We start from the raw sequence: 26686 nt of genomic DNA on the forward strand, positions 1-26686 counted from the left end.
ACGCGCGCGTCCCGGTCAGAACAGCTCGGGCACGACCACCAGGATCAACCAGCACAGGGCCGGCGCGATGGCGACGACGATTCCTGCATTGAGCAGCAGCTGACGGTAGAAGCGCGGGCGCTCGATGTTCTGAGCGTTGGCCAGCACGAGCGCACCGTTGGTCGAGAAGGGCGAGACGTCGACGACGGTGGCCGAGATGGCCAGAGCAGCGACGACTCCGACGACCGGCAGTGCACCGGTTCCCAGCAGCGGCATGGCCAGCGGAATGACGGCGGCCAGAAGGGCGGTTGAGGACGCGAACGCCGAGGTGATGCCGATGACGTAGCAGAGCACGATGGCCACGATGATCGGAGCGCCGATGGTGATCGCCATTTCGGCCAGGTGATCGATGGTGCCCACTTCTTGCAGGATCGAGATGTAGGTGACCATGCCGGCGACCAGCAGAACCGTCGACCAACTGATGTCTGCGATGGCCTCGTTCTGCTTCTTCAGATCCGTGAACGCCAGGACCGCTCCGGCTCCGATGGCGATGAAGCTGATCGGCAGGTGCAGTACGAGAACGAGTACCAGGAGTGCGCCGATGAGGAAAAGCGTGAGCTTCTGGACGAACGCGACCGGGGCCGGGGCGTCGACCAGGGTGGTTGTGGTCGGACGAGTCAGCACCTGGGTGCTGCCTCCTGCCGAGCTCCCGCCGCCGGTGCCGCCGCCGGTGGGGACGGACGTCTTGACCGGCGATCCGCCCACCGGGCCACTACCGGGAGCCGGATCGGTGGACCCTGTTGCGGTGTACTCGAAGCCCTTCATGCGGGCCAGGCCTGCGTAGCCGACAACCGTCAGCACCGAGAGCAGCAGGTTGATGCCGTAACTGGCGAAGAACAGCGTCCACGGGTTCAGGGCGAGGCCGTTGCTCTCGACGATGTCGCGAACCAGTACACCGGAGACGGAGATCGGGGAGAACGCGCCTGCATGGGCACCGTTGATGACCATGATGCCCATGACCAGCGGGCTCATGCCGGTTCGAGCTGCGAACGCCATTGCGGCAGGCACGATCAGCGCCACCGCGGCGGGGCTGAAGGTACCGAGTGCCGTCAAGACCGAGGCGACGAAGAAGAACACCCACGGAACCACCGTCACTCGACCGTGCACCGCTCGGATGCAGCTGTTGACCAGAAGATCGATGGTGCCGTTGCGTTTGGCCATGCCGAAGAAGTAGGTGACTCCGACGATGGTCAACACGATCGAGCTGGGGAACTCGTTCAGAATTTCCTTGTCGTCGAATCCCAGCGCGAAGTATCCGACCACGAAGGCACCGATGAAGCCGAGGATGCCGATGTTGATCGGAAAGAAGGTTGCGATCACGAACATCGCAACCAATGCGATGAGCGGGAGGATCTCGATGGAGGTCATGGGCGTCTTTCAGGTGGCTGGTAGGTGCTCGGTTACATCCGCACTCGAACGTTGTCCCAGTCACATTATTGACGTCCGCCTTTTAGGACAATATCGTTTTGCTACCTAGCCGTTTAGCTCAGCTGAAAGATAGACGCATGAACCACACCTTCGACGTCGTGACGTTGTTTCTTCTTCTCGACATCGCCGAGGCCGGATCGCTGACGGCCGGTGCCGAGCGGGCGAACATGACCCCCTCCGCGGCGTCGCAGCGCATCAGCAAACTCGAACACGGCATCAAACAACCGGTGTTGACCCGCCTGCCACGCGGCGTACAACTCACCGAAGCCGGCGAAATACTCACCAGCCGCGCCCGCTTGTTTCGACGGGAGATGCGCGCCGCGAGCGGCGACCTCGAAGCGATCCGAGGGCTCGAACGCGGTTCGGTGCGGCTCGGCTCCTTTCCCACGGTCAGTGCGTCGCTGCTCTCCGACGCGCTGAAGGACTATCACTCACGATGGCCGGGTGTGGACGTTCGCGTGCGATCGGCGGTACGCCCGCAGTTGCTCGACATGCTGCATTCGAGCGAAATCGACCTGGCGTTGCTGTGGAGCTACGCCTGGACAGAGGAGGCAGAACGATCACTGTCACTCGAGCCGCTGATGGAAGACCCGACCGTGCTGCTGCTGCCGATCGACGACGATCGGGTCCAGCACGACGTGTCGCTGCACGACCTTCGTGACGCGCGATGGATCATCCGCAGCAACGACCACCCGGCTGCCGAAGTTCTCTATCGCAGTTGTCGCGTAGCAGGATTCGAGCCCGACGTCGTCTACGAGGCACACGACTATCAAGAGATCGAGGCCATGGTGGCTGCCGGTGTCGGCATCGCGATGGTGCCGGGGTTGTCGGTGATTCACCATCGACCCGACGTCACCACCATCGACTTCCCCGAAACGGACCGGGTACCGACGCGCGTCATCTACATCGCGTCACTCGCCAGGCGTCAGTACACCCCGGCGATGTATGCCATCTCGACCGCGCTGCGCGGTGCCGCCGAGCGCATCGCGGCTGCGACTACAACAGTTTCCTGATGGCGTTCTCGAAGCCGGTGACGTGTTCGAGGGTCAGCTCGGCCGCGGTATCCGCGTCGCCGTCGATGATCGCCTGCAGCAACACGACGTGCTCACGAACATGGCCGGCGACGTTCGGCAGTCGGTCGAGAAACAGGCACCAGATGCGAGTGGCGTGCGCGTCGAGGCTGACCAGAATGTCTTCGAGGTGGGGATTGCCCGACGCCCGATAGATCTCACGGTGCACCGCAACATCTTTGCGCAGCACCTCGCGTGAGTCGTCGGTGTCGTCGATGCTCGCAATGGAGGCCGCGACCTCGGCCAGCCGGTCTCGGGCCGCCCGTGTCGCCGTCCGCGCCGCACGAGCCGAGGCCGCCGGCTCGAGCTGCTTGCGGATCTCCGAGATGTTGGCCAGGTCGGTCATGTCGACGGCGGTCGCGAAGGTTCCGCGTCGGGGATACGCGACGACGAGACGCTCACGTTCGAGCCGTTTGAGACCCTCGCGAATCGGTGTGCGCCCCAGCCCCAATTGCTCGGCCAGGCGGTCGTCGTTGATCGGTTCACCAGGACGAATTTCCAGCATGATCAGCTGCTCACGCATTATTTCGTACGCTCGATCGGCGTTGGTACCGACAAACTGCGTTGCATCCATCACCGGCTGAATTTCGATCGTCATCTTCTCTGCTCACTCCCGGTCGATGCCCCGCCCTTGACGGCTCTGCATTGTGATCTTACTCTATTGGCATCTTGATATATCAGTTTCAGATCATTGATCTTCCAGGAGGGTGGCCATCTTGACGCAGGACTTCGCACCGACGGCGACGGCACCGCACCCAAGAGGCGTGACGAACCGCGTGCTCGCCGACCTCGACCCCGAGGTGCACCGCGCGATCAGTGCCGAGCTCGGCCGTCAGCAGAACACCCTGGAAATGATCGCGAGCGAGAACTTCGCTCCGCTGGCCGTGATGCAGGCGCAGGGTTCGGTACTGACGAACAAGTACGCCGAGGGTTACCCAGGCCGGCGCTACTACGGCGGATGCGACAACGTCGACGTCATCGAGCAACTCGCGATCGACCGACTCAACGCCTTGTTCGGATCGTCGTTCGCCAACGTGCAGCCGCACTCCGGTGCGCAGGCCAATGCCGCTGCCATGGCGGCACTGCTGCAGCCGGGCGATTCCATTCTCGGACTCGCCCTCGCCCACGGCGGACACCTCACGCACGGCATGAAGCTGAACTTCTCCGGCAAGCTCTACGACGTCTCGGCCTACCACGTCGGTGAGCACGACCACCGCGTCGACATGGCAGAGGTGGAGCGCCTCGCCCACGAGCACCGTCCCAAGCTGATCATGGCCGGTTGGTCCGCCTACCCTCGCCACCTCGACTTCGCCGAATTCCGCCGCATCGCAGACGAAGTCGGTGCCTACCTGATGGTGGACATGGCGCACTTCGCCGGCCTGGTCGCCGCCGGACTGCACCCGTCACCGGTACCGCACGCACACGTGGTCACCTCCACCACACACAAGACGCTCGGCGGACCGCGCGGCGGCGTCATCATCACCAACGACGCCGCGCTGGCGAAGAAGTTCAACTCCTCGGTCTTTCCCGGTCAGCAGGGTGGCCCGCTGGAGCACGTCATCGCGGCGAAGGCAGTGGCCTTCAAACTTGCTGCCGAAGAGGACTTTCGGGAACGTCAGCAGCGCACCCTCGAAGGCGCGAAGATCCTTGCCGATCGACTGCTGACCGACGACGCAGCGGCCGCAGGCATCGACGTGGTCTCGGGCGGCACCGACGTCCATCTCGTTCTCGTGGACCTGCGCACGTCCGAACTGGACGGCAAGCAGGCCGAAGACAGACTGCACCACGTCGGAATCACTGTGAACCGCAACGCAGTTCCGTTCGATCCACGGCCGCCCATGGTGAGTTCCGGAGTCCGTATCGGCACCCCGGCCCTCGCGACCCGCGGCCTGGACGCCACGGCGTTCGCCGAGGTCTCCGACGTCATCGCCCACGCATTGCGTCCCGACACCGACGACCGCGGCCTCGATGCGCTGCGCACCCGGGTCGAATCCGTTGCCGCGCAGTTCCCCCTCTACTCCGACCTGACGGAAGGCTACCGATGACCGCCCCCGCAACCCCACCGGGCGCACATCTGCCCGACCACCCGGACTTCCTGTGGCGCAACCCCGAGCCGAAGAAGTCCTACGACGTCGTGATCATCGGCGGCGGCGGACACGGCCTGGCCACCGCGCACTACCTTGCCAAGAACCACGGCATCACCAATGTTGCTGTGCTGGAGAAGGGGTGGCTCGCCGGCGGAAACATGGCGCGCAACACCACCCTCATCCGCTCGAACTACCTGTGGGACGAGAGCGCCCGCATCTACGAGCATTCCCTGAAGCTGTGGGAGGGACTGGCCGACGACCTCGACTACCCCATCCTGTTCAGCCAGCGCGGCGTCCTCAACCTCGCGCACAGCCTGCAGGACGTGCGCGACAGCGTGCGACGCGTCGAGGCCAACCGACTCAACGGCATCGACGCTCAGTGGGTCGACCCCGACGAGGTCAAGAAGCTGTGCCCAATCGTCAATATCTCCAGCGACATTCGCTACCCGGTGCTCGGTGCGACGTACCAGCCGCGCGCCGGCATCGCCAAGCACGACTACGTCGCCTGGGGATTTGCCCGACGCGCCGACGCGGCCGGCATCGACATCATCCAGAACTGTGAGGTCACCGGCTTCACCACCGACGGCAACCGCGTCACCGGGGTGAAGACCACGCGCGGTGACATCGCCACCGGCCAGGTGGCGCTGTGCGCAGCCGGGCACACCTCGACGCTGACGGACATGCTCGGCATCAAGACTCCACTGCAGAGCCATCCGCTGCAGGCGCTCGTCTCGGAGTTGCTCGAGCCCGTGCATCCCACGGTCGTCATGTCGAATGCCGTGCACGTGTACGTCTCTCAGGCCCACAAGGGCGAACTGGTGATGGGTGCGGGCGTCGACTCCTACAACGGCTACGGCCAGCGCGGGGCGTTCCACATCATCGAACGGCAGATGGCAGCCGCGGTGGAGTTGTTCCCCGTCTTCGCTCGCGCGCACCTATTGCGCACCTGGGCCGGCATCGTGGACGTCTGCCCCGATGCCTCCCCCATCGTCGGACGCACGCCGTTCGACAACGTGTTCCTCAATTGCGGCTGGGGTACAGGCGGGTTCAAGGCCACCCCCGGTGCCGGCTGGTGCCTGGCCGACACCATCGCCAACGACGAGGTGCACGAGTACATCGCGCCGTTCAGTCTGGACCGATTCGTCACCGGCGCGCTGGTGGACGAACACGGTGCCGCAGGCGTGGCGCACTAGTCTCTCCGCCCCGACACACGCAGCACCCGAACGAGAAATCATGGAGTGGCAATGCAATTGATCGAATGCCCGTGGTGCGGGAGTCGAGAAGAGACCGAGTTCCACTACGGCGGCCAGGCGCACATCGCCTACCCCGAAGAGCCCTCGGCCCTCACCGACGAACAGTGGGCGCATTTCGTGTTCTTCCGTGACAACCCCAAGGGGCTGTTCGCGGAACGGTGGAGCCACAGCGCAGGGTGCAGACGTTGGTTCAACGCCGTACGAGACACCGCCACCTACCGAATCCACAGTGTCTATCGCCTCGACGACCCGAAGCCGGTGAACCCATGACCGCATTCCGCACCGCATCCGGCGGCCGCATCGACCGCACGAGCACCTTCGACTTCACGTTCGGTGGCTCGGCTCTGCAGGGACATCCCGGTGACACGCTGGCGTCTGCGTTGCTCGCCAACGGCATTCATCAGGTCACCACCAGCATCAAGCTCGGCAGGCCCCGTGGATTCACCGCAGCATGGGCCGAGGACACCGGCGGACTCGTACAGATCGAGGAGCCGTTTCCCGAGCCGATGCTGCTCGCCACGACGATCGAGCTGTACGACGGCCTGGTCGCGCGCGGCATCCCCGGACAGGGGCGTCTCGCCGAGATCTCCGACTCCGCCAAGTACGACGCCATGCACGCCCACGCCGACCTGTTGGTCGTCGGCGCAGGCCCGGCCGGTCTGACGGCCGCTCTGGTCGCCGCCCGCAGTGGCGCTCGCGTGGTCGTCGTCGACGATCAGAGCGAGTTCGGCGGTTCCCTGCTCGGCTCCGACGACGTCATCGACGGGCGGCCGGCCCTGGACTGGGTTGCCGACGCGGTGGCCGAGTTGTCGACCTTCCCGGACGTGACCTTGCTGCGCCGCACCACCGCGTTCGGTTCCTACGACGACGGCTTCGTGCTCGCCCTCGAGCGCCGCACCGATCACCTGGGCTTGGAAGCTCCTGCAGCGCTGAGCCGTCAGCGAGTCTGGCGTATTCGCTCGCGTCACATCCTGGTGGCCACCGGTGCGCACGAACGCCCGGTCGTCTTCACCGACAACGACCGTCCCGGAATGATGCTGGCGCACAGCGCACGTACGTTCCTGCATCGCTACGGCGTCACAGTGGGCACCGAGGCCGTGGTCTTCACCACCAACGACAGCGCCTACAAGGCCGCCGTCGATCTGCACGACGCCGGGGTCCGCATCGCGCGCATCGTCGATGCCCGCTCCGCGGCACCGGAGCACTGGCGAGGCCTGTGCCGCGAGCGCGGAATCGAGGTGTGCACCGGCAGCGTCGTATCCGGCACCCGCGGCGACACCCGCGTCACACATGCATTGGTGACCGGTGCGGACGGTGCCACCGATACCGTGGCGTGCGACGTACTACTCGTCAGCGGTGGTTGGAACCCCGCCGTCCACCTGTTCAGCCAGGCCCGCGGAAAGCTGCGCTACGACGGCGAACTCGGCGCATTCGTGCCTGCGGACGACGTCGAGGGCATCAGTGTCGCCGGATCGGCATCGGGGGTCTTCGATCTGGCCGGATGCCTACGGGACGGCGGTTCTGCCGCGGCAGCTGCACTCACCCGTTTGGGCCTCTCTGTCTCCGAAAGTCCCCTACCAGCAGTCGATTCCGTACCCAGCACCGAGTCGCTGGTGCTGTGGCGGGTGCGCGACGACTACGGAGCCGACAGCCAGTTCGTCGACGTACAACGCGACGCGACCGTCGCCGATCTGGTCCGCGCTGTCGGTGCAGGCATGTCCTCGATGGAACACATCAAGCGCTACACCACGATCGGCACAGCGCACGATCAGGGCAAGACCTCCGGTGTGGTGTCCTCGGGCATCGTGGCTGAACTGCTCGACAAGCCGGTGGAAAACCTGGGCACCACGACCTTCCGCCCGCCGTACACGCCGGTGGCGTTCGCGGCATTGGCCGGACGCAATCGCGGTATGGCGTTCGACCCGGAACGGGTTACTGCAGTGCATGATTGGCACGTCGAGCGCGGTGCGATCTTCGAGGACGTCGGACAGTGGAAGCGGCCCCGCTACTATCCACTGCCCGGCGAGGAGATGCACGACGCCGTGCTGCGCGAGTGCGCGGCCGTACGTTCGGGTGTGGGCATGCTCGACGGTTCGACCCTGGGCAAGATCGACGTCCAGGGCCCCGACGCCGGTGTGGTGCTGGACATGTTCTACACGAACATGATGAGCAACCTGAAGGTCGGCATGGTGCGGTACGGCGTGATGTGCGGTACCGACGGCATGGTGATCGACGACGGCACCGTGATGCGGTTGGCGGACGACCGATTTCAGGTGTTCACCACCACCGGTGGCGCAGCAGGAATGCTCGACTGGATGGAGGAATGGCTGCAGACCGAGTGGCCGCACCTCGCGGTTCGGCTGACGTCGGTGACCGAGCAGTGGGCCACGTTCCCCGTCGTCGGACCGCGCTCTCGCGACCTCGTCGGCGAAATCTTCCCCGAGCTCGACGTGTCCAACGAGGCGTTCCCGTTCATGGCCTGGCGAGATGCCTCGGTCGACGGTGTGCCGGTACGCGTGGCGCGCATCAGTTTCTCCGGTGAACTCGCCTACGAGGTGAACATCGATTCCTGGCACGCCCACGCACTGTGGTCGCGGCTGATCGATGCGGGTGAGAAGTACGGCATCACCCCGTACGGCACCGAGACCATGCACGTGCTCAGGGCCGAAAAGGGCTACCCGATCGTCGGCCAGGACACCGACGGCACCGTCACGCCACAGGACCTCGGCATGAGCTGGGCGGTATCGAAGAAGAAGCTCGACTTCATCGGAAAGCGCTCGTTCGACCGTGCCGAGAACCGGAACCCGTTGCGCAAGCAGTTCGTCGGGCTGCTGCCCGTCGATCGGGAGACCGTCCTGCCTGAGGGTTCGCAGATCATCGAGCACTCCGAGAGCGGCGTCCTCCCCGAACTTCCGGTGCCGATGCTCGGCCACGTCACATCGAGTTACGCCAGCGCAGAATTGGGCCGGCCGTTCGGGCTGGCCCTGCTCGAAGCCGGACGTGACCGACTCGGCGACATCCTGCACGTCCCGGTGGGCGACACCCTGATCGCCGTGGAAGTCACCGGCTCCGTACTCGTCGACCCGGAAGGTAACCGTCGTGATGGCTGACCGACTCGCCACCAGAAGCCGACTCGCAGAGACTGTTCTGCCGGACTCGCCTGCTATCCGCATCGTGGAGGAGCCCTTCCTCGCCGGGATCGACCTGTGGGTCGATCCGAACGGACCTGGCGGTGCCGCCGCCTCGGCCGAACTCGGCACCGAGCTCCCCGGGCCCGGCCGCGTCGCCGAGGGCACCAACAACACCGTGATCTGGCTCGGTCCCGAGGAGTGGCTGGTGATCGGGGCGGGACTCGATCCGGTCGAACTCGAACACCGCCTCGGCTCGGCCGTTCGTGAGCATCGCGGTGCTGCCACCGATGTGTCCGCACAGCGAACCAGTCTGCGGTTGAGTGGTTCTCGAGCCCGCGAGGTATTGGCGAAGGGATGCTCGATCGATCTGCATCCCACCGTATTTCCGGCCGGGTCGACGGTACAGACGATGCTGGCGATGGCAGGCATGATCCTGATTGCCTGTGACGAAACCGGGACGGACTTTTCCATCCTGGTGCGCTCGTCGTTCGCACGCTATCTCGCGGCCTGGTTGACCGACGCGGCCGAGGAATACACCGACGTCTGATTGTCCCGTTGGATTCGCGCGAGAGAAAGGGTGACCGCAGTGCTCACGACCGTCTCCACGGCAACCCGGGCAGCCGATGCCCGCGACCGGTTGCTGACCCGGCTGACGACCTCGCATCCGGTAGTCTGCGGGATCGTCAACGTCACCCCGGATTCGTTCTCCGATGGCGGCCGCTACCTGGACTCGGATCGTGCTGTGGCGCATGCACTGTCGATGGTCGACGAGGGAGCGGAGTTGCTCGACATCGGCGGCGAATCGACCCGGCCCGGGGCAACCCCACCCACCGTCGACGAGGAGATCGCCCGAGTCGTACCGGTGATCGACACCCTGTCCAGACGCACCTCGACACCACTGTCGGTCGACACCTCACGGCCCGAGGTGATGCGGGAGGCGGTTCGCGCCGGGGCGAGTGTCATCAACGATGTTCGCGCTCTTCGCCTTCCGGGCGCACTCTCTGCCGCGGCCGAACTGGACGCCGCTGTGTGCTTGACGCATATGCAGGGCGAGCCGGCAACGATGCAGCACTGCCCTCGCTACGGCGATGTCACGGCAGAGGTGCGCGAGTTCCTCGACGACCGGGCCACCGAATGCATCCGGGCCGGAATCCCGGCGAACCGCATCCTGGTCGATCCCGGATTCGGATTCGGGAAGACTCTCGAGCACAATCTGCAACTGCTGCAGGGCCTTCGGGCGCTCACCGCGGCCGGTCGACCGATCATGGCGGGCGTGTCGCGGAAGGGAATGATCGGTGCCATCACCGGCCGAGAGGTCGACGGACGACTCGCCGGATCACTTGCCGCCGCGATCATCGCGGCCCAGAACGGGGCGTCACTCCTGCGGGTCCACGACGTCGCCGCCACCATCGACGCACTGGCCGTGATGCGGGCAGTGCGGTCGCTCGACGTACTGCACTCACCCCCAGGTCAATCCACGACGAATGCCGAGGCCACCTCATGACCGCATCCCTCTCCTCCGCCCGCCGGCTCTTCAGCGCCGAGCACGGTTGGATGGCCGTCGATCCGTTCGGTTCACCCGCACAGACTCCGAGCCGCGTGGGCGTGACACCGGAAGCTCTGGGCGACGCGGCCGACATTGTCGGCGTCGACCTGCCTGCAGTTCGTACCGCGCTCACCGCCGGTGACGCGTGCGGCACCATCCACACCTCCGCCGGCTCGGTCACGGTGTACGCCCCCGCCAGCGGTATGGTCACGATCGTCAATCCTGCTGTGCGCGAGAATCCGTCGCTCATCGCTGCCGATCCACTCGGTGCCGGCTGGCTCTTCGCCGTCCTGACTCCCGCTGCCTCGACGTTCGACGACCTCACCATGCGCGAGCCGACCGGCACAGTGAGGACGACGTCATGACCATCAGTGTGTTCGACCTCTTCTCCGTCGGAGTCGGCCCCTCGAGTTCGCATACCGTCGGTCCGATGCGTGCGGCTGCTCGGTTCGTCGACGATCTGCGCACCATGTCTGCCCTCGAAGACGTTCGTGGGGTGGCAGTGGACCTGTACGGCTCGCTGGCCGCAACCGGAGCGGGACACGGCACCATGACCGCAGTGCTGCTCGGCTTGGAAGGACTACTGCCCGACACCATTTCTACCGAGGTCATGGAACAGCGGCAAGCATCGATGGCGGCCACCGGGCGCATTCTGTTCGGCGGTACCCGCGAGATCGACCTCGCGGTGGACGACATCGTGCTGCGCCCGTTGACGGTCTTGCCGTTCCACCCCAACGGAATGAAACTGACTGCCCGCGCGTCGGATTCGACCGAACTCCACACCGAGACCTACTTCTCGGTCGGTGGCGGATTCGTGGTGACCGAGGCCGAAAGCGTCGAGGCCGTCGCGCCGGTCGCCTCCGCGAACGGATTCGCGTCGGCCAAGGAACTGCTCCAACTCTGCGAACGGCGACGCTGCAGTATCAGCGAAGTCATGACCGAGGTCGAGCTCGAACGCCGCACGCTCGACGAGATACGCGATGGGCTGCTGCACATCCGGGACGTCATGGTCGAATGCGAGGTTCGCGGCATCTCCCGCGACGGCTATCTCCCGGGCGCGCTGGGAGTGCGACGCCGAGCCAGGGAATGGTTTCTCCGACTCGACGCCGAGGATCCGCACCGCTCGAGCGAATTCGCCGAGGACTGGGTCAATCTCGTCGCGCTCGCGGTCAACGAGGAGAACGCGTCGGGCGGGCGCATCGTCACAGCACCCACCAACGGCGCGGCCGGCATCATCCCGGCCGTGCTGCACTACGCCACCCGCTACACCGCTGCAGGGGTCGCCGATCCCGACGGCAGCACAGTGCGCTTTCTGCTCACCGCCGGCGCGATCGGATCCCTCTACAAGGAGATGGCGTCGATCTCCGGTGCCGAAGTGGGCTGCCAGGGCGAGGTGGGTTCGGCAGCGTCGATGGCCGCCGCCGGTCTGGCGGAGATACTGGGCGGCACACCCGAACAGGTGGAGAACGCGGCCGAGATCGCGATGGAACACAGCCTCGGCCTCACGTGCGACCCCATCGGCGGGCTGGTGCAGATTCCGTGTATCGAACGCAACGCTATCTCGGCCGGCAAGGCGATCAACGCAGCTCGAATGGCATTGCGCGGTAACGGCACTCATCGCGTCAGCCTGGACCAGGTGATCGAGACAATGCGCTCCACCGGTGCCGACATGCACTCGAAGTACAAGGAGACCTCCAGCGGCGGCCTCGCGATCAACGTGCCGGTCAACTTCGTGGAATGTTAGAGCGTGGAATCTTAGAGCGTGGAGTGCTAGCGGGACAGAACCTCACATGACGAGGGGCCCGTACCGGATCGGTACGGGCCCCTCGTGTGTGTCGGCTCAGCTGAAGATGACCGTCCGGTGTCCGTGCAGCAGAACGCGATTCTCGCAGTGCCAGCGGACCGCGCGTGACAGTGCGAGTGCCTCGGCGTCCTGCCCGACGGTGGCCAGACGAGACGGGTCGTGGGTGTGGTCGATGCGAATGACCTGCTGCTCGATGATCGGGCCCTCGTCGAGATCGGGGGTGACGTAGTGCGCCGTCGCACCGACCTGCTTGACGCCTCGATCGAAGGCCTGGTGGTAGGGCTTCGCGCCCTTGAAGCCGGGCAGGAAGGAGTGGTGAATGTTGATGGCCTTGCCATGCAACGCTCGGCACGTCTCGTCGGAGAGCACCTGCATGTAGCGAGCCAGCACCACCAGGTCCACCTCGTACTCGGCAACGAGGTCCAGCAGACGCTGCTCGGCCTCGGCCTTGGTACCCGGGGTGACGGGAACGTGGACGAACGGCAGCCCGGCAGCTTCGGCCATCGGCCGCAGCACCTCGTGGTTGCTCACCACGGCCACCAGTTCCCCACCGAGATTCTGTGAACGCCAACGGAAGATGAGGTCGTTGAGGCAGTGCCCCATCTTGGAGACCACGACGAGCACGCGCGGCTGACTGCACCCGTTGAAGGTGTACATCATCGAGAATCGCTCGGCCACTTCGCGGAAACTCTCGGTGAGCTTCTCGATATCGGTGGTGCGGCTGGCCACGAACGACGTGCGAAGGAAGAACGAGCCGTCCGTCGAGTCGTCGAACTGTTGATGTTCGGCGATGTCGCAGTCGTTGTCGAAGAGGAACGCACTGACGGCCCGGACGATGCCCGGCCGCTGGCCGCAGCTGAGCGTGAGGGTGAAGTTCTCGGTCATCGAATCTCCTGGTACTGGTGGGTCGTCAGCTGCGGATCTTGGCCATCTCGGGGTCGACGAGGGGCTCGGCCACGACGGTGGCGGACACGAGCCGGTCGAAGTATCGAATCTGTACTGCTGCACCGGGTTCTGCGCTACTGGCCGGCACCCAGGCGTACGCGATGGGCGCGCCGACGGTGTGCCCGAACGAGGCACTGGTGACGTAACCGGCGGGTTCGCCGTCCACCAGGACGGGCTCGTGACCGAGTACCACCGACGTGCCGTCGTCGATCTTCAGGCAGACCAACTTCTTCGAGACGGTGTCGTCCGACATTTCCAGGACGGCGTCGCGGCCGCGGAATTCACCCTTCTGCGGGCGCACCGCGAAGCCCAGACCTGCCTCGTAGGGGTTGTGTTCGGTGGTCATGTCCGAACCCCACGACCGGTAGCCCTTCTCCATGCGCAGGCTGTTGAACGCAGCGCGCCCGCCTGCGATGATGCCGAACTCGGAACCGGCCTGCCACAACATGTCCCACAGCCGCTGACCGTAGTCGGCAGTGGTGTACAGCTCCCAACCGAGCTCACCCACGTACGACAGCCGCATCGCAGTGACGGGTACTCCCCCGATCCGAACCTGCTTGCAGCGGAAGTACTTGAAGTTCTCGTTGGAAAAGTCGTCCTGGGTCAGCTTCTCGACGACCTCGCGGGCGTGCGGACCCCACAGACCGATGCAGCACGTGGATCCGGTGATGTCGTCGACGGTGACGCTGCCGTCTCTCGGCGCCTCGCGGCGCAGGTAGTCGAAGTCGAGATTGCCGTTGGCACCGACCTGGAATTCGTCGGCCGACAACCGAGCGACGGTGAGATCGCTTCGTACGCCGCCCTTCTCGTCGAGAGCCAACGTGTACGTCACGGCTCCGACGGTCTTGTCCATCTTGCCGGACGTCAATCCTTCGAGCAGGGCCAGCGCACCGGGGCCGCGCACGCGCAGCCGCTTGAGCGGGGTCATGTCGTACATGGCGACGGACGTACGGGTCTTCCACGCCTCGGCCGCGGCGATGGGCGAATGGAACATCGATGCCCACTCGTCGCGCTCGGGCGGCTGCCATTCGGCGGGAAGCTGTTGCACCAGATCGGCATTGGACTCGTACCAGTGCGGGCGTTCCCACCCGCCACCTTCGAGGAACACTGCACCGAGTTGGTGCTGCCGCGCGTTGAAGGGGCTGACCCGAACATCACGCGGGGACAACCGCGGCTGCGAGGGATGCAGCACGTCGTAGATCTCGACGAAGTTCTGCTGCGAGGTTTCGCTGACGTACGAGGGGTCGAGCTGGAAGTCCTCGAAGCGGTTGACGTCGCATCCGTGCAGTTCCACCTCGGAACGACCGTCGACCAGAAGCTGTGCGATGGCCCTGCCGACTCCGGCCGAATGCGTGACCCATACGGCCTCGGCGATCCAGAAGCCCTTGACGTCCGGGGACTCACCGAGCAGCGGTCCGCCGTCCGGCGTGAACGAGAAGACTCCGTTGAAGCCGTGGTCGATCTTGGCGGTCTCGAGGCACGGCAACAGCAGTTTTGACTGCTCCCACGACGGGGCGAAATCTTCCTGCGTGAAGTCGAGCATGGACGGCATGGCCTCGTCGGATACGCCGTCTCCGCCGGGCAGGGTCTTGGTGTCGACGGGCATCGGGCGGTGGGCGTAGCTGCCGATGCCGAGACGGTCGACGTGCTCGCGGAAGTACAGGTCCTGATCCTGGTGGCGAAGGATGGGCATGCCCGCCTCGGCCGCTTCGGTGTTGCGTCCCACCAGTTCCGGGATCTGGTCGGTCTTGGCGTACTGGTGCGCCAGCGGCAGCAGCGGCACCTTCATGCCGACCAGTTCGCCCACATCGGGGCCCCAGAAGCCGGCGCAGGACACCACGATGTCGGCTTCGATGACGCCGTTGTCGGTTGCCACACCGGTGACTCGGCCACCCGTCTGTTCGATGCCGATGACCTTGGTGGAACCGCGGAACACGGCTCCGCGCGATTCTGCGCGTCGGGTCAGTGCCACGACGGCGCGGGACGCCTTGGCGAGTCCGTCGGTCTCGACGTACAGACCGCCGAGAACACGCGCACGATCCAGCAGCGGGTGCAGTTTGGCGCATTCGGACGGGTCGATGACCGATCCTTCGATTCCCCAGGACGTGGCCCAGCCCTGCTTGCGGTGCAGGTCGGCGAGTCGTTCCTCGGTGGTCGCCACTTCGAGGCCACCGAGCTGATTGAAGCACCACTGCCCGTCCACCTCGAGGCCCATGAATTTTTCGACCGTGTACCGGGCGAGTTCGGTCATCGTCTTGGATGCGTTGGTCTGGAACACCAGTCCCGGTGCGTGCGAGGTGGATCCACCGGTGAGAGGCAGCGGCCCTTGATCGAGGACGGTGATGCGATCCCAGCCGCGCGCGGTGAGCTCGTCGGCCACGTTGGTACCGACGATGCCGGCGCCGATGATGACAACTCTCGGTGAACCCATGGTGGTCCTTCCGTATCGGGGTGGAGAGATGGAGCCCGGCCGAGATAATCGACGGCCTGCACGACAACTAACCATAGATTGATATATCAAGAGTATGGGCAGGGGTGGTCGAGGTCAACCCCCGAAATACCGATGGTGCGGGACGCATGATCACGCGTCCCGCACCATCGTTCACTTCATTTGTCGGACTTGACTTTCGGGGGAGCCTTCGGGCCCTTGACGATGAACGGGTCGCTCGTGACGTCCTTGTACAGCGAGACACACGTACCGATCATCACCAGCACGAACGGTGCCGCCACGATGATGGTCATCGTCTGCAACCCGTTGAGGGCGTCCGATCCTCCCGTCCACAGCATCAGGATCGCGATGCCGCCGGTGACCACACCCCAGAAGGCGACGACGCCACGGGACGGATCCAGAGTGCCTCGTTGCGAGAGGGTGCCCATCACGATCGAGGCGGCGTCGGCACCACTGACGAAGAAGATGCCGACCAACACCATCACCAGCACCGAGGAGATTCCTGCCAACGGGAAGTGATCGAGAACCGCGAACAGCTGCGATTCCGGCTTGCCGAGGGCCACCAGATCTTCTGTTCCCTTCTGTTGTTCGCCGATCGCGGCTCCACCGAATATCGAGAACCAGACCAAACTCACCGACGTCGGGATGAGAATGACGCCGATGACGAACTGGCGAATAGTGCGGCCACGACTGATGCGAGCGAGGAACATACCGACGAAGGGGGTCCACGAAATCCACCAGGCCCAGTAGAAGATCGTCCAGGACGAGAGCCAGGACTCGGTCTCGGGACCACCGGATGCAGCCGACCGCGCCGACATGCCGGCGATGTGCGCGGCGTAGTCACCGAGGGTGGTGGGCAACAGGTTCAGGATCAACACCGTGGGTCCGAGGACGAACACGAACACCGCGAGCAGCAGGGCCAGCACCATATTGATGTTGGAAAGCCACTGAATTCCCTTGGAGATGCCCGATACTGCCGAGGCCACGAACGCGAGCGTCAGGATGGCGACGACGGCCACGAGCAGAAGAGTCCCTGCTTGGTTGACCCAGCCGAGAACTTCGATACCCGAACCGATCTGGAGTGCACCGAGTCCGAGCGATGCCGCGGTGCCGAACATCGTGGCGAAGATCGCCAGGATGTCGATGACCTTGCCGATGGGGCCCTCGGCGTGGCGTCCGATCAGCGGAATGAACGAGGAGCTGATGAGCTGCTTGCGGTCCATCCGGTAGGTGCCGTAGGCGATGGACAGTCCGACCACCGCGTACATCGACCACGGATGCAATCCCCAGTGGAAGATGGCCGTCGAAAGTGCAGTTCCCACAGTCGAATCGGTGATTCCGGGAGGCGGGGTGACGAAGTGGGTGAGTGGCTCGGCCACTCCCCAGAAGATCAAGCCGATTCCCATGCCGGCGCTGAACATCATCGCGATCCAGCTGACGGTGTTGAATTCGGGCTTCTCGCCGTCCTTGCCGAGCGGAATCTTTCCGTATCGACTGAGCGCGAGCCACAGCGCGAAGATCACGAATCCGGTGGCCGAGAAGATGAACAACCACCCGACGTTCGTCACCACCCAGTCCAGTACGGACGCGTTGACGGACTTCATGTTCTCGGTGCCGAGGATGCCCCACGCCAGGATTGCGATCACGATGGCGGCGGTGATACCGAACACCACCTTGTCGGTGCGCGGCTTGCCCTCCTCTCCGTGGTGATAGACCTCGAGCGGGCCGTACTGATGAGGGGCATGTTTGTCGGGTGACGCGACCCGTGTTTCGTCGCCCCGGGGTTTGCTGTTCGTTGTCACATCGTTCTCCCTCCGGCTCTCGCCGAATAGGTATGTCGCCCGTGCACGCAGCGTGAATGGTCTTCGAAGGTGCGCGACGCGTTGCTCTGTGCGCAACTACGATTTACTCGAACCCGAACAAGACTGAGCCGACCCGAGGGCTATGTCAAGAGATGGCAATGCGCTTCGATGCACTCACTGCGGAAATAGCTCACTACATATAAGCCTTCACCAGTGCACTTTCACGCTGCAGCGCGAAATTCGAGGCGAATTCGATACTCGCATTTAACATTCGATACTGTCCGGTAACTGATATATTAACTCGATTCCAAGACACGCAGCGGTGCCGAATGCCGCTTCATCCGAACCTGAGGAGTATCAACCATGCCGCAGCAGGTCCGCGCCGTCGTCGCCAAGAGCAAGGGCGAGCCCGTCTCGATCGAGTCGATCACCATTCCCGATCCCGGCCCGAACGATGTCGTGGTCACCATCGCCGCGTGCGGGGTGTGTCATACCGATCTGCATTACCGCGAGGGCGGTATCAACGACGAGTTCCCGTTCCTGCTCGGCCACGAAGCCGCAGGCACCGTCGACACCATCGGCGATGCCGTCACCCATGTCGAGGTCGGCGACTTCGTGGTGCTGAACTGGCGCGCGGTGTGCGGGGAATGCCGAGCCTGCAAGAAAGGCAAGCCCTGGTACTGCTTCGACACCCACAATGCGTCGAAGAAGATGACGCTCGACGACGGCACCGAGCTCTCTCCGGCGTTGGGGATCGGTGCGTTCGCCGACAAGACCCTCGTCCACGAGGGCCAATGCACCAAGGTCGACCCGGAGTCCGATCCGGCGGTCGTCGGGTTGCTCGGGTGCGGGGTGATGGCCGGGCTCGGTGCGGCGATGAACACCGGCAACGTCTCCCGGGGTGATTCGGTGGCGGTGATCGGGTGCGGCGGTGTCGGTGATGCCGCGATCGCCGGGGCCCGGTTGGCGGGGGCGTCGACGATCATCGCCGTCGATCGGGACCAGGGAAAGCTCGACTGGGCTCTCGATCTCGGTGCCACTCACACTGTCGATGCCTCCCAGGTCGACGCTGTCGAGGCGGTGCAGGAGTTGACCGGTGGGTTCGGGGCGGATGTGGTCATCGACGCTGTCGGTCGCCCGGAGACCTGGAAGCAAGCCTTCTACGCCCGTGATCTGGCCGGGACCGTCGTGTTGGTGGGGGTCCCGACGCCGGAGATGACGGTGGAGATGCCGTTGATCGATTTCTTTTCCCGGGGTGGGTCGTTGAAGTCGTCGTGGTACGGCGATTGTCTGCCGGAACGTGATTTTCCGATGTTGGTCGATCTGTACGAGCAGGGTCGGTTGCCGCTGGAGAAGTTCGTCACCGAACGCATCGGTCTGGACGACATCGAGGCGGCGTTCACCGCGATGCACGAGGGCAAGGTCCTGCGTTCGGTGGTGGTCCTGTGAGCGGGCAGTTCCGGATCCAGAAGGTCGTCCGCGTCGAAACCCCGAGCCCGTACGCTGCGGCTCGCCTGCTCTGATATATCAAAATCGCGTTTCTACGCGTCGGTAGCGTTTCACTCCACGGTGCCCTCGACGCATTCCGGCGTCGGGGCCATCATCGAGTCGAGCGGAAGTGGCATCGAGTACACAAGTCATTGCGCGCGCTAAATACGTGCTCAGCTGGTACAACGCGTGGTTTGTCCGCTTCCGGTTACGCCGTGTTTCGCGTGTATGAAAAGTGCCGTCATCTATTGACACACTCTTGTGGCGATGTTCACACTGTTGTTGCGGGAAGTAAGACGTGTTCCGCATAGCGATACAGAAAGGATCCGAATGCTCGAGGTGTGTCCCTTGGCCGACCTCCCCGGCGGCGAAGCTCTGCGCGTCGACACCACCCCTCCGGTGGCGGTGTTCCACACCGAGGACGGTGAGCTGTTCGCGATCGATGACACCTGTACGCATCAGGACGCGTCGCTCGCGGACGGCTGGCTGGAAGGGTGCGCGGTCGAATGTCCGCTGCACGCATCCACCTTCGACCTGCGGACCGGAGCTGTCGACGCTCCGCCCGCCAAGTTGCCGGTCCGCACGCATACCGTCGTCGTCGAGGACGGCATCATCTACGTCGAGCTGAGCACCGCGGCTCCCAATCTCCCGCCCGACGTTCGGAGCCGGTTGGCCGCCGAAGGACATTCATGAAGACCGTCACCATCGTCGGTGCATCCCTGGCAGGCCTGTGCTCTGCGCGTGCACTGCGGGCGGCCGGGTTCGATGGCTCGGTCACCATCGTCGGCGCCGAGAGCCACCGCCCCTACGACCGTCCTCCCCTGTCGAAGGAATACCTCGCCGGCGACGTGGACGCGAGCACTCTCGCGCTCGAGCCCGACGACGAAAATCTCGACGCCACCTGGATTCTGGGTCGCACCGCCACCGCCCTCGATCCATCGCGTCGAACCGTCACCCTGGACGACGGCGGCGAACTGACCTCCGACGGCGTCGTCCTCACCACCGGCTCACGCGCGCGATCGCTTCCCGGTACCGATCACCTCGCCGGTGTGCACGTATTGCGCACGATCGACGACGCCGACCGGCTGCGTGCAGATCTCACGCCCGGCGCACGTCTCGTCGTCATCGGCGCAGGCTTCATCGGAGCCGAAGTAGCCTCCACCGCAAGAAAACTGGGCCTGGACGTCACCGTCGTCGAAGCCGCCCCGTCACCGCTCGCCGGGCCACTCGGCGCACGATTGGGTAGCGCGGTGGGAAATCTGCACCGCGACAACGGCACCACGTTGATCTGCGGAATTGCCGTCGACGGCCTGACCGGCACCGACAGACTGACAGGCGTTCGCCTCGCGGACGGCCGAGTTCTCGACGCCGACGTCGTGGTCGTGGGCATCGGCGGCATTCCGAACATCGACTGGCTCAGCACCAGCGGACTCGCATTGGGTAACGGAATCCTGTGCGACGGCGGCGGCGCGACTGCTGTACCCGGAGTGGTCGCAGTCGGCGACTGCGCCGCATGGCTCGATTCGACCGGTGTCCACCGACGCGTCGAGCATTGGGCCGGGGCGTCCGAACGACCCACCGTCGCGGTGGCCACCCTGCTCTCGGGCAGTTACGGCGGCCAACACGTCAAACCTCCGTATTTCTGGTCCGACCAGTACGGGTCACGTATTCAGTTCGCCGGCACCGCCGGACCGGACAGTGAATGCACCATCGAAGAGGGGTCGCCCGAACTCGGGAGCTTCCTCGCCGTCTACCGATCCGACGGACTTCCGGTCGGCGTACTCGGCGTCAATCAGGTTCGTTTGTTCACCCGCTGGCGCCGTCAGCTCTCGGCGCCCGCTCGCGCGGTCTGACCACACCCAGACTGTTGTTCCGCTCGTCGTATTCCACTATCCCAGTTGACGTCTCGTCACCGATCCACAAGATCGGCCACGTACGGAGGACCGAAGTGACCACCATTCCCGACACCACGCCGCCCGCACCCTCCCTTCCCCTGCCCGAGAGTCTGATCTCCACCCTCCCCGGTCGCTACTACACCGATCCGGCCATCTTCGAGCTCGAGCAGGAGAAGATCTTCGAGGAGCTGTGGATCTGCGCGGTGCGTGCCGCGGATCTGGACAAGCCCGGTGCCTTCCGTACCGTGCAGATCGGCCGCGAGAGCGTTATCGTCACGCGCACCCGAACCGGGGCCATCAAGGCCTACCTCAACGTCTGCGCGCACCGCGGTGCGCGAATCTGCATGGAGGACAAGGGCGAAGTCAAGCGATCGTTCCAATGTCCGTACCACGCCTGGACGTACGACCTCGACGGAAAGCTCATTGCCGCACCGAATCTCACCAAGATGCCCGACATCGACCGGGTTCGCTACGGCCTGTCGTCGGTATCGGTCGAGGAATGGCTCGGATACGTCTGGGTCAATCTGAGCGACAATCCAGCGTCCTTCGACACCACTGTGGTGCAGGACATCCGCGATCGACTCGGTGACGTCGAGTCGATCGACCGCTACAAGATCGAAGACCTCGGACTCGGCCGACGCGTGAGCTACGACGTCAAGGCCAACTGGAAGCTCATCATCGAGAACTTCATGGAGTGCTACCACTGCGCCACCATCCACCCCGAGCTGACCGAGGTGCTACCCGAATTCGCCGACGGCTACGCCGCCCAGTACTACGTGGGCCACGGAGCCGAATTCGGGGAATCCGTCCGGGGATTCACGCTCGACGGTTCCGAGGGACACGACTCCATTCCCGGAATCGCACCCGAACAGGACCGGCGCTACTACGCCATCACCGTCCGGCCACAGGTGTTCGTCAACCTCGTCCCGGATCACGTGATCATCCATCGGATGTATCCACTCGCCGCCGATCGCACTCTGGTGGAATGCGATTGGCTGTACCTGCCCGGTGTCGTCGCATCGGGACGGGATCTGCAGAAATCGGTGGAGTTGTTCCACCGCGTCAATCTGCAGGACTTCGAGGCGTGCGAACGCTGCCAGCCCGCCATGAGCTCACGGAAGTACCGCGACGGCGGAGTGCTGGTGGGCAGCGAACACCACATCGGCATCTTCCACGATTGGCTGAAGAACCGCATCGAGGGCTGATCGCACGCTGCCCCGCGCTCGGTGCCGATAGGATCGGTAACCATGAGTGTCGAGGTCGCGTCGCCGGGCACCCCCGGATCGTCGGGGGTGCCGGCCGAGCCGGGAGCGACAATGGCGGACGTCGCCTACTCGGCTATCCGCGACAAACTGATCATGCTGACGATCAAGCCGGGTGAGGCCGTCGTCGAATCGGCGTTGTCCGCCGAGCTCGGCGTGGGGCGCACGCCGGTACGGGAAGCTCTCAAACGGCTCGAATACGAGCGCCTCGTCATCTCGCACGCCCGCCGCGGGACTTTCGCCACGGCCATCGACGTCGCCGATCTGGGCGACATCTCGGAAATCCGCCAGCGGCTCGAGCCCTTGGCCGCAGCCAAGGCTGCTACCGCGGCCACCGCAACCCAACGCCAAGTTCTGTTGGGCATGGCCGACCGGACCGAAAAGTTCGAGGCGACGCCACCGAGCCAACACGACCTGATCAACTGGGACGCCGAAGTGCATCGCACCGTCTACCGGTTGGCGGCGAACCCGGTTCTCGAAGACGCGTTGATCCGCTACAACAATCTCGCGACGCGAATCTTCTGGTTGTTCATGGATCGGCTCCCCCCGCTGGCCGACCACGTGGGAACGCACACCGAGCTGCTGCGCGCCATTGCAGCCGGGGACGCCGAGAAGGCCGCGGCCATCGCCCGAGCACACGTGACCGAGTTCGACGACGCGGTGCGCGCCGTCATCTAGTTCAACGGCTCCGGCCAGGCCCCGAGGGGCAACACCACGGCCAAGTGCCTGTTACGTATAGTCGCGGGGGTGGCCAGCGACGATTCGACACGTGCCCCCGAGGGTGGCGTCCAGTCCGTCGACCGCGCATTTCGGGTGCTCGAGGTCGTGGCACGGCTCGGAGAGGCCGGCGTGAGCGCCATCGCAACCGAGATCGGTGTGCACAAGTCCACGGTGTCGCGGCTGCTGGCGTCGCTCGAAGAACACGACATGGTGATGCAGACGCACAATCGCGGCAAGTACCGGCTCAGCCTCGGAGTACTTCGGCTCGCCGCCGCCGTGCCCGAGCGTCTGGAGATCACCGAATACGGCCACGCGGTCTGTGAACGCCTCGCCGGCAAGCTCGGCGAAACGGTCAATATCGCTGTGCTGCGGTCCAATACAGCGGTCCACCTGGACCAGGCCCGCGGGCCGAGTTCGGTGGGAACCCACAACTGGATCGGGGAGCAGACGCCGCTGCACGCCACCGCGAGCGGCAAGGTGTTGCTGGCTGCCCTCGACCTGGATACGCGTCAGGACGTCGTGGACGGACTCGACCTGCACCGATTCACCGAGCACACACTCACCACCAAAGCCGGTCTCACTGCCGAACTCGATGCTGCGGTATCCCTCGGATACGCCGTCGTCGTCGAAGAGTTCGAGACCGGACTCAACGCTATTGCTGCCCCGATTCTCGACTACACCGGCAAGACGACCGCCGCACTGAGCATCTCGGGGCCGGTCTACCGCTTCGACGAAACGAGAATGCGGGCCATCGTCCCCGACGTCCTGGCCGCCGCCGCGGAGATCAGCGAGAAGATGGGCTACCGCGAGTCCTTCATCCCCTCGGCCTGAGCGGCCTCCGCGCACTCCACGACATTCGTCAGCAGCATCGCCCTTGTCATCGGCCCGACCCCGCCCGTCGCCCCACTGAGCCGCCCCGCAATGTGCTCGACGCCGGGGTGCACGTCGCCCAGAATTCCCTCGACGGTTCGGGTGATTCCCACCGACAACACCGTGGCTCCGGCACTGATCCAGTCCGGTCGCACCAGATGCGCAACGCCCGCTGCGGCGATGACCACGTCGGCGGCCCGAGTGTGCGCGGCGATGTCCACCGTCGCCTCGTGACACATGGTCACAGTGGCGTGTTCGCTGCGACGCGTCAGCATCAAGCCGAGCGGACGACCCACCGTGATTCCACATCCGATGATGCAGAAGCGAGCACCGGTGATCGGAACATCGTGGTGGCGAAGCAGTTCCAATATCCCGCGTGGGGTGCAGGGCAGCGGCCCGTCCATGCCGAGGACGAGCCGACCCAAATTGGTCGGGTGCAGCCCGTCGGCATCCTTGCGCGGATCGATCAGCTCGATCACCCGATGGGTGTCGATGTGCGAGGGCAGCGGCAACTGAACGATGAAACCGGTGCACTCGGGATCGTCGTTGAGCGCGTGCACGGCATCTTCGATCTCCTGCTGACTCGCGGACGCAGGCAACCGCACCTGGATCGAATGCAGTCCGACCTCGGCGCAGTCGCGATGTTTCGCTGCGACGTAGGAACGGCTACCCGGATCCTCGCCCACCAGAATCGTGCCGAGACCGGGCCGAATCCCCCGCTGGGCAAGCCGTTCGACGCGATGTCGCAGATCGTCCTTGACGATCGCGCTGACCGCCGTCCCGTCGATCTCGAGCGCTGTCGTCATACGTTCGACTCCTCGGGCCTTCGGCTTCTTCGTGATATATCAACTGTCGGCCAGGGTACGGTGCGTCGCCTCGGCCGGTCAAGAGCAGCGATGTGGGAGGGTCGAGTCATGGAGCCCCTGCAGCCGATGCGGCCGGTCGACGTGCAGCACGACGAACGTGAGTCTGCACCCCAGTGGAAGGTGTGGGGTGCGCGCATCGTCCTTGTAGCACTTGTTCTGACGGCGATGCTGGTCGAGGACGGACAGTCCTGGATGATCGTCGCGGGGGTATGCACGACGGCGATAGGCGCGGCGCTGACTGTCGCTTCGACAAGGCGAACACTGCGCGAGAACGCTGGCCGGCGAATTCCGTGGAACGGTCGGCCACCGATCGAACCCCGGAGAGTAGACCTGCTGGAGGCCTTCGGATTTCCGATGGTCGTTCTCGGTGTTGTATTGGCCGCAAAGAGCGCATCCGTACCGTGGTTCATCGCGTTGCCGGTCGTCTGCATCGGCGCTGTCGGCGCACCCCTGGCGGCACAGGCATGGCACAACTACCGCGTCCGGAGGGATGAGCCCAACCACTGACGGCACGGTCAGCTGCGAAGCTCGACGTACAAGCCGTGTTCGGACGCCGTATGGATCGGGTATCGATTGTCGAGCTGCGTCGGGTCGATGTGAGCGTTGGGGTACTCGCGCAGGAATGCGGTGACGAAGACGGCGATCATCGCAATCGCGAACGACTTTCCCGGGCATGATCTCGGCCCCCTGCCGAATGGCATCACCTTCGCTGAATCCACTACTGCTCCATGCGCATTCAGTAGTCGAGCAGGGTCGAAAGTCGGCCCGCTCAGCGCATGAACGGCATGAATGTTCGGCATTATCAACGTGTTTCGATGCAGCCGCAGGATGCGGTCGCCGACCTTCAGGTCGAAGTCCTCGGTGACCCGGCTGTTGAACACCGACCCGGGCGTATCGACCCGCAACGCTTCCATCACACACGCCCGCACCACAGCCGATGCGCTCGCGGATTCCGGAGCAACTGCGCCGAGATGCGCCTTCCAGATCGAATTGGCCGGGGCAAGGACGTGTTTCAAGGTCGCTAGTACGGCGGTTCGAGTGGTGTCCACGGCTGCCACGAACGAGGTCGCGGTGTCGTCTCGGACGATCTCGGAAGAGAACCCGGACGCACGATGCAGCAGCGTGAGGTGACCGGCGACCGTCCCACTCGGTGGGTCGGCCGACATCAGCGCCATGTGCCGCTGCAGGGCGCGTGTGTTCCTCCGCATCAGACGTTGCTCGCGCGTCAACGGCAGGTGCTGCAGCCTGGGCTCGACCCGCATCGCATACGTGTTCGCGAACTTCCGCAACCGCAGAAAGTTCTCGTACAACGCCTCGGCGAACGGGAGCATGCACGCTTGCCCCTCCCGGTCGACGTACCGGACGGGGTCGAATGCTGCGTCGCCCCACACCGCCTCGGCCACCGCGTCGCGCACACAGTCCGTGATCACCGGACGCAGGTCGATCACCGGACGCAGGTCGAGGCCGATCGAATCACCGAGTGCGGGCAGATGCCGGTCCAGCGCGCGCAGGGTGGCGTCGAGTGCATGGGTCGAACCGGTCGCCAGGACCAGGTTGCGCTTGCGCTCCTTGAAGTCGGCTCGCCTCGCCGACGCGAAGGTGATGGCCTCGGGGCTCAACTGCCCGAACGAGTGGCGTGCGGCGGTGTCCCGATCGATGTGAACACTGGCAATTTTGGGATTGACTATCGCGTCGATCGCCCGACGCGACAGCGCGTACAACTGCACGCGGCTGCCCCGCCATGTGCCGACGAAATCCGAGCTACCGTCGCCGACGAAGAGATGATCACGCGTCAACTTGTGTTCGATGGCCCCCGAGACGCCGAACTCCGCCGACAGCGGGAGCGTCCCGCCCTCGAACCGAATTCCCTGCCGCATGTAACTGGAGCGCTGCGCGAACACCGAGCTCACGTCATCACGGCTCCTCGAGATCACTCCGGCCGCACCTCGGCAGCCCCGCCAGCTTAATCGCGGATCGAACCGGTGCGCAGGGAATCGAGTACCTACTATGGAGGCGTCATTGCCGGATACC

23 protein-coding genes are annotated in these 26686 nt (G+C 64.7%); 16 read left to right on the plus strand and 7 right to left on the minus strand.

The window, feature by feature from the left end:
• Window positions 1-15: 15 nt before the first annotated feature.
• Window positions 16-1407, minus strand: a complete 1392-nt coding sequence (locus tag E4P29_RS11620; RefSeq protein ID WP_135044753.1) for an SLC13 family permease — start codon at window positions 1405-1407, stop codon at window positions 16-18.
• A 137-nt stretch (window positions 1408-1544) separates the two neighbouring features.
• On the opposite strand from E4P29_RS11620, the gene E4P29_RS11625 reads away from it, so the two are divergent.
• On the plus strand, window positions 1545-2480 hold the full coding sequence (locus E4P29_RS11625; protein ID WP_135044755.1) for a LysR family transcriptional regulator: 936 nt from the start codon (window positions 1545-1547) through the stop codon (window positions 2478-2480).
• On the opposite strand, the gene E4P29_RS11630 is transcribed toward E4P29_RS11625, so the two are convergent.
• Window positions 2464-3135 (minus strand): GntR family transcriptional regulator, encoded by a 672-nt coding sequence (locus tag E4P29_RS11630; RefSeq protein WP_135044757.1) that lies wholly within the window; start codon window positions 3133-3135, stop codon window positions 2464-2466. The genes E4P29_RS11625 and E4P29_RS11630 overlap by 17 nt on opposite strands.
• Window positions 3136-3301: 166 nt before the next feature.
• Here E4P29_RS11630 and glyA point away from each other — a divergent pair, with 166 nt between their 5' ends.
• From glyA to E4P29_RS11670, 8 genes are all read left to right on the plus strand, one after another.
• Window positions 3302-4582: a serine hydroxymethyltransferase gene (gene glyA, locus E4P29_RS11635; RefSeq protein WP_135044961.1), complete on the plus strand. Its 1281-nt coding sequence runs from the start codon at window positions 3302-3304 to the stop codon at window positions 4580-4582.
• A complete protein-coding gene (locus E4P29_RS11640) occupies window positions 4579-5817 on the plus strand; it encodes a sarcosine oxidase subunit beta family protein (RefSeq protein ID WP_032367894.1) in 1239 nt (412 codons plus the stop codon). The genes glyA and E4P29_RS11640 overlap by 4 nt, the downstream gene beginning before the upstream one ends.
• Before the next feature lie 51 nt (window positions 5818-5868).
• Window positions 5869-6147, plus strand: a complete 279-nt coding sequence (locus E4P29_RS11645) for a sarcosine oxidase subunit delta (RefSeq protein WP_032377699.1) — start codon at window positions 5869-5871, stop codon at window positions 6145-6147.
• Window positions 6144-8987: a 2Fe-2S iron-sulfur cluster-binding protein gene (locus tag E4P29_RS11650; protein ID WP_135044759.1), complete on the plus strand. Its 2844-nt coding sequence runs from the start codon at window positions 6144-6146 to the stop codon at window positions 8985-8987. The genes E4P29_RS11645 and E4P29_RS11650 overlap by 4 nt, the downstream gene beginning before the upstream one ends.
• Window positions 8980-9555, plus strand: a complete 576-nt coding sequence (locus tag E4P29_RS11655) for a sarcosine oxidase subunit gamma family protein (protein ID WP_135044761.1) — start codon at window positions 8980-8982, stop codon at window positions 9553-9555. Before E4P29_RS11650 ends, E4P29_RS11655 begins: the two co-directional genes overlap by 8 nt.
• Before the next feature lie 90 nt (window positions 9556-9645).
• Window positions 9646-10512: a dihydropteroate synthase gene (gene folP, locus E4P29_RS11660; RefSeq protein ID WP_135044963.1), complete on the plus strand. Its 867-nt coding sequence runs from the start codon at window positions 9646-9648 to the stop codon at window positions 10510-10512.
• Window positions 10509-10919 carry a glycine cleavage system protein H gene (locus tag E4P29_RS11665; RefSeq protein WP_135044763.1) on the plus strand — a complete coding sequence of 137 codons (411 nt, stop codon included), beginning with the start codon at window positions 10509-10511 and terminating at the stop codon, window positions 10917-10919. The genes folP and E4P29_RS11665 overlap by 4 nt, the downstream gene beginning before the upstream one ends.
• Window positions 10916-12298 (plus strand): L-serine ammonia-lyase, encoded by a 1383-nt coding sequence (locus tag E4P29_RS11670; RefSeq protein WP_135044765.1) that lies wholly within the window; start codon window positions 10916-10918, stop codon window positions 12296-12298. Before E4P29_RS11665 ends, E4P29_RS11670 begins: the two co-directional genes overlap by 4 nt.
• A gap of 96 nt (window positions 12299-12394) precedes the next feature.
• Here E4P29_RS11670 and purU read toward each other — a convergent pair whose 3' ends face one another.
• The 3 genes from purU to E4P29_RS11685 form a co-directional block, all read right to left on the minus strand.
• A complete protein-coding gene (gene purU, locus E4P29_RS11675; protein WP_135044767.1) occupies window positions 12395-13243 on the minus strand; it encodes a formyltetrahydrofolate deformylase in 849 nt (282 codons plus the stop codon).
• 25 nt (window positions 13244-13268) lie between these two features.
• A complete protein-coding gene (locus tag E4P29_RS11680; RefSeq protein ID WP_135044769.1) occupies window positions 13269-15734 on the minus strand; it encodes an FAD-dependent oxidoreductase in 2466 nt (821 codons plus the stop codon).
• A gap of 176 nt (window positions 15735-15910) precedes the next feature.
• Window positions 15911-17422, minus strand: a complete 1512-nt coding sequence (locus E4P29_RS11685) for a BCCT family transporter (RefSeq protein WP_135044965.1) — start codon at window positions 17420-17422, stop codon at window positions 15911-15913.
• Window positions 17423-17917: 495 nt separating this feature from the next.
• Between E4P29_RS11685 and E4P29_RS11690 the strand changes: the two genes are divergently transcribed.
• The 6 genes from E4P29_RS11690 to E4P29_RS11715 all read left to right on the plus strand — a co-directional run bounded on the left by E4P29_RS11690 (window position 17918) and on the right by E4P29_RS11715 (window position 23750).
• Entirely contained in the window at window positions 17918-19003 is a 1086-nt protein-coding gene (locus E4P29_RS11690) for an S-(hydroxymethyl)mycothiol dehydrogenase (protein ID WP_135044771.1), read from the plus strand.
• A 369-nt stretch (window positions 19004-19372) separates the two neighbouring features.
• On the plus strand, window positions 19373-19735 hold the full coding sequence (locus E4P29_RS11695; RefSeq protein ID WP_135044773.1) for a bifunctional 3-phenylpropionate/cinnamic acid dioxygenase ferredoxin subunit: 363 nt from the start codon (window positions 19373-19375) through the stop codon (window positions 19733-19735).
• Window positions 19732-20895, plus strand: coding sequence for an FAD-dependent oxidoreductase (locus E4P29_RS11700; RefSeq protein WP_209205374.1), 1164 nt, complete (start codon window positions 19732-19734; stop codon window positions 20893-20895). Before E4P29_RS11695 ends, E4P29_RS11700 begins: the two co-directional genes overlap by 4 nt.
• Before the next feature lie 95 nt (window positions 20896-20990).
• Window positions 20991-22142 (plus strand): aromatic ring-hydroxylating dioxygenase subunit alpha, encoded by a 1152-nt coding sequence (locus E4P29_RS11705; RefSeq protein ID WP_209205375.1) that lies wholly within the window; start codon window positions 20991-20993, stop codon window positions 22140-22142.
• 42 nt (window positions 22143-22184) lie between these two features.
• Window positions 22185-22877, plus strand: a complete 693-nt coding sequence (locus E4P29_RS11710; RefSeq protein WP_209205376.1) for a GntR family transcriptional regulator — start codon at window positions 22185-22187, stop codon at window positions 22875-22877.
• A 69-nt stretch (window positions 22878-22946) separates the two neighbouring features.
• Window positions 22947-23750, plus strand: a complete 804-nt coding sequence (locus tag E4P29_RS11715) for an IclR family transcriptional regulator (protein ID WP_209205377.1) — start codon at window positions 22947-22949, stop codon at window positions 23748-23750.
• On the opposite strand, the gene E4P29_RS11720 is transcribed toward E4P29_RS11715, so the two are convergent.
• Entirely contained in the window at window positions 23720-24595 is an 876-nt protein-coding gene (locus E4P29_RS11720; protein WP_135044777.1) for a bifunctional methylenetetrahydrofolate dehydrogenase/methenyltetrahydrofolate cyclohydrolase, read from the minus strand. The two genes, E4P29_RS11715 and E4P29_RS11720, sit on opposite strands and share 31 nt — an antisense overlap.
• 108 nt (window positions 24596-24703) lie before the next feature.
• Between E4P29_RS11720 and E4P29_RS11725 the strand changes: the two genes are divergently transcribed.
• The gene (locus E4P29_RS11725) at window positions 24704-25162 is read left to right on the plus strand and encodes a hypothetical protein (protein WP_135044779.1); all 459 of its coding nucleotides are present in this window, start codon (window positions 24704-24706) and stop codon (window positions 25160-25162) included.
• Window positions 25163-25170: 8 nt separating this feature from the next.
• Here E4P29_RS11725 and E4P29_RS11730 read toward each other — a convergent pair whose 3' ends face one another.
• The gene (locus tag E4P29_RS11730) at window positions 25171-26565 is read right to left on the minus strand and encodes a cytochrome P450 (RefSeq protein ID WP_135044781.1); all 1395 of its coding nucleotides are present in this window, start codon (window positions 26563-26565) and stop codon (window positions 25171-25173) included.
• Window positions 26566-26686: the final 121 nt, after the last annotated feature.

Origin of the sequence: Rhodococcus sp. 1R11, from assembly GCF_004563845.1 — a bacterium.
Classification (GTDB): Bacteria; Actinomycetota; Actinomycetes; order Mycobacteriales; family Mycobacteriaceae; genus Rhodococcoides.

Excerpts from the sequence above, each read along its gene's own strand:
- purU (WP_135044767.1), bottom strand. The coding sequence starts at position 13,243 with ATGACCGAGAACTTCACCCTCACGCTCAGCTGCGGCCAGCGGCCGGGC.
- E4P29_RS11650 (WP_135044759.1), top strand. The coding sequence starts at position 6,144 with ATGACCGCATTCCGCACCGCATCCGGCGGCCGCATCGACCGCACGAGC.
- E4P29_RS11665 (WP_135044763.1), top strand. The coding sequence starts at position 10,509 with ATGACCGCATCCCTCTCCTCCGCCCGCCGGCTCTTCAGCGCCGAGCAC.
- E4P29_RS11700 (WP_209205374.1), top strand. The coding sequence starts at position 19,732 with ATGAAGACCGTCACCATCGTCGGTGCATCCCTGGCAGGCCTGTGCTCT.
- E4P29_RS11655 (WP_135044761.1), top strand. The coding sequence starts at position 8,980 with ATGGCTGACCGACTCGCCACCAGAAGCCGACTCGCAGAGACTGTTCTG.
- E4P29_RS11690 (WP_135044771.1), top strand. The coding sequence starts at position 17,918 with ATGCCGCAGCAGGTCCGCGCCGTCGTCGCCAAGAGCAAGGGCGAGCCC.
- E4P29_RS11710 (WP_209205376.1), top strand. The coding sequence starts at position 22,185 with ATGAGTGTCGAGGTCGCGTCGCCGGGCACCCCCGGATCGTCGGGGGTG.
- E4P29_RS11625 (WP_135044755.1), top strand. The coding sequence starts at position 1,545 with ATGAACCACACCTTCGACGTCGTGACGTTGTTTCTTCTTCTCGACATC.
- E4P29_RS11670 (WP_135044765.1), top strand. The coding sequence starts at position 10,916 with ATGACCATCAGTGTGTTCGACCTCTTCTCCGTCGGAGTCGGCCCCTCG.
- E4P29_RS11620 (WP_135044753.1), bottom strand. The coding sequence starts at position 1,407 with ATGACCTCCATCGAGATCCTCCCGCTCATCGCATTGGTTGCGATGTTC.
- E4P29_RS11645 (WP_032377699.1), top strand. The coding sequence starts at position 5,869 with ATGCAATTGATCGAATGCCCGTGGTGCGGGAGTCGAGAAGAGACCGAG.
- E4P29_RS11695 (WP_135044773.1), top strand. The coding sequence starts at position 19,373 with ATGCTCGAGGTGTGTCCCTTGGCCGACCTCCCCGGCGGCGAAGCTCTG.
- E4P29_RS11640 (WP_032367894.1), top strand. The coding sequence starts at position 4,579 with ATGACCGCCCCCGCAACCCCACCGGGCGCACATCTGCCCGACCACCCG.
- E4P29_RS11680 (WP_135044769.1), bottom strand. The coding sequence starts at position 15,734 with ATGGGTTCACCGAGAGTTGTCATCATCGGCGCCGGCATCGTCGGTACC.
- E4P29_RS11720 (WP_135044777.1), bottom strand. The coding sequence starts at position 24,595 with ATGACGACAGCGCTCGAGATCGACGGGACGGCGGTCAGCGCGATCGTC.
- E4P29_RS11725 (WP_135044779.1), top strand. The coding sequence starts at position 24,704 with ATGGAGCCCCTGCAGCCGATGCGGCCGGTCGACGTGCAGCACGACGAA.
- E4P29_RS11630 (WP_135044757.1), bottom strand. The coding sequence starts at position 3,135 with ATGACGATCGAAATTCAGCCGGTGATGGATGCAACGCAGTTTGTCGGT.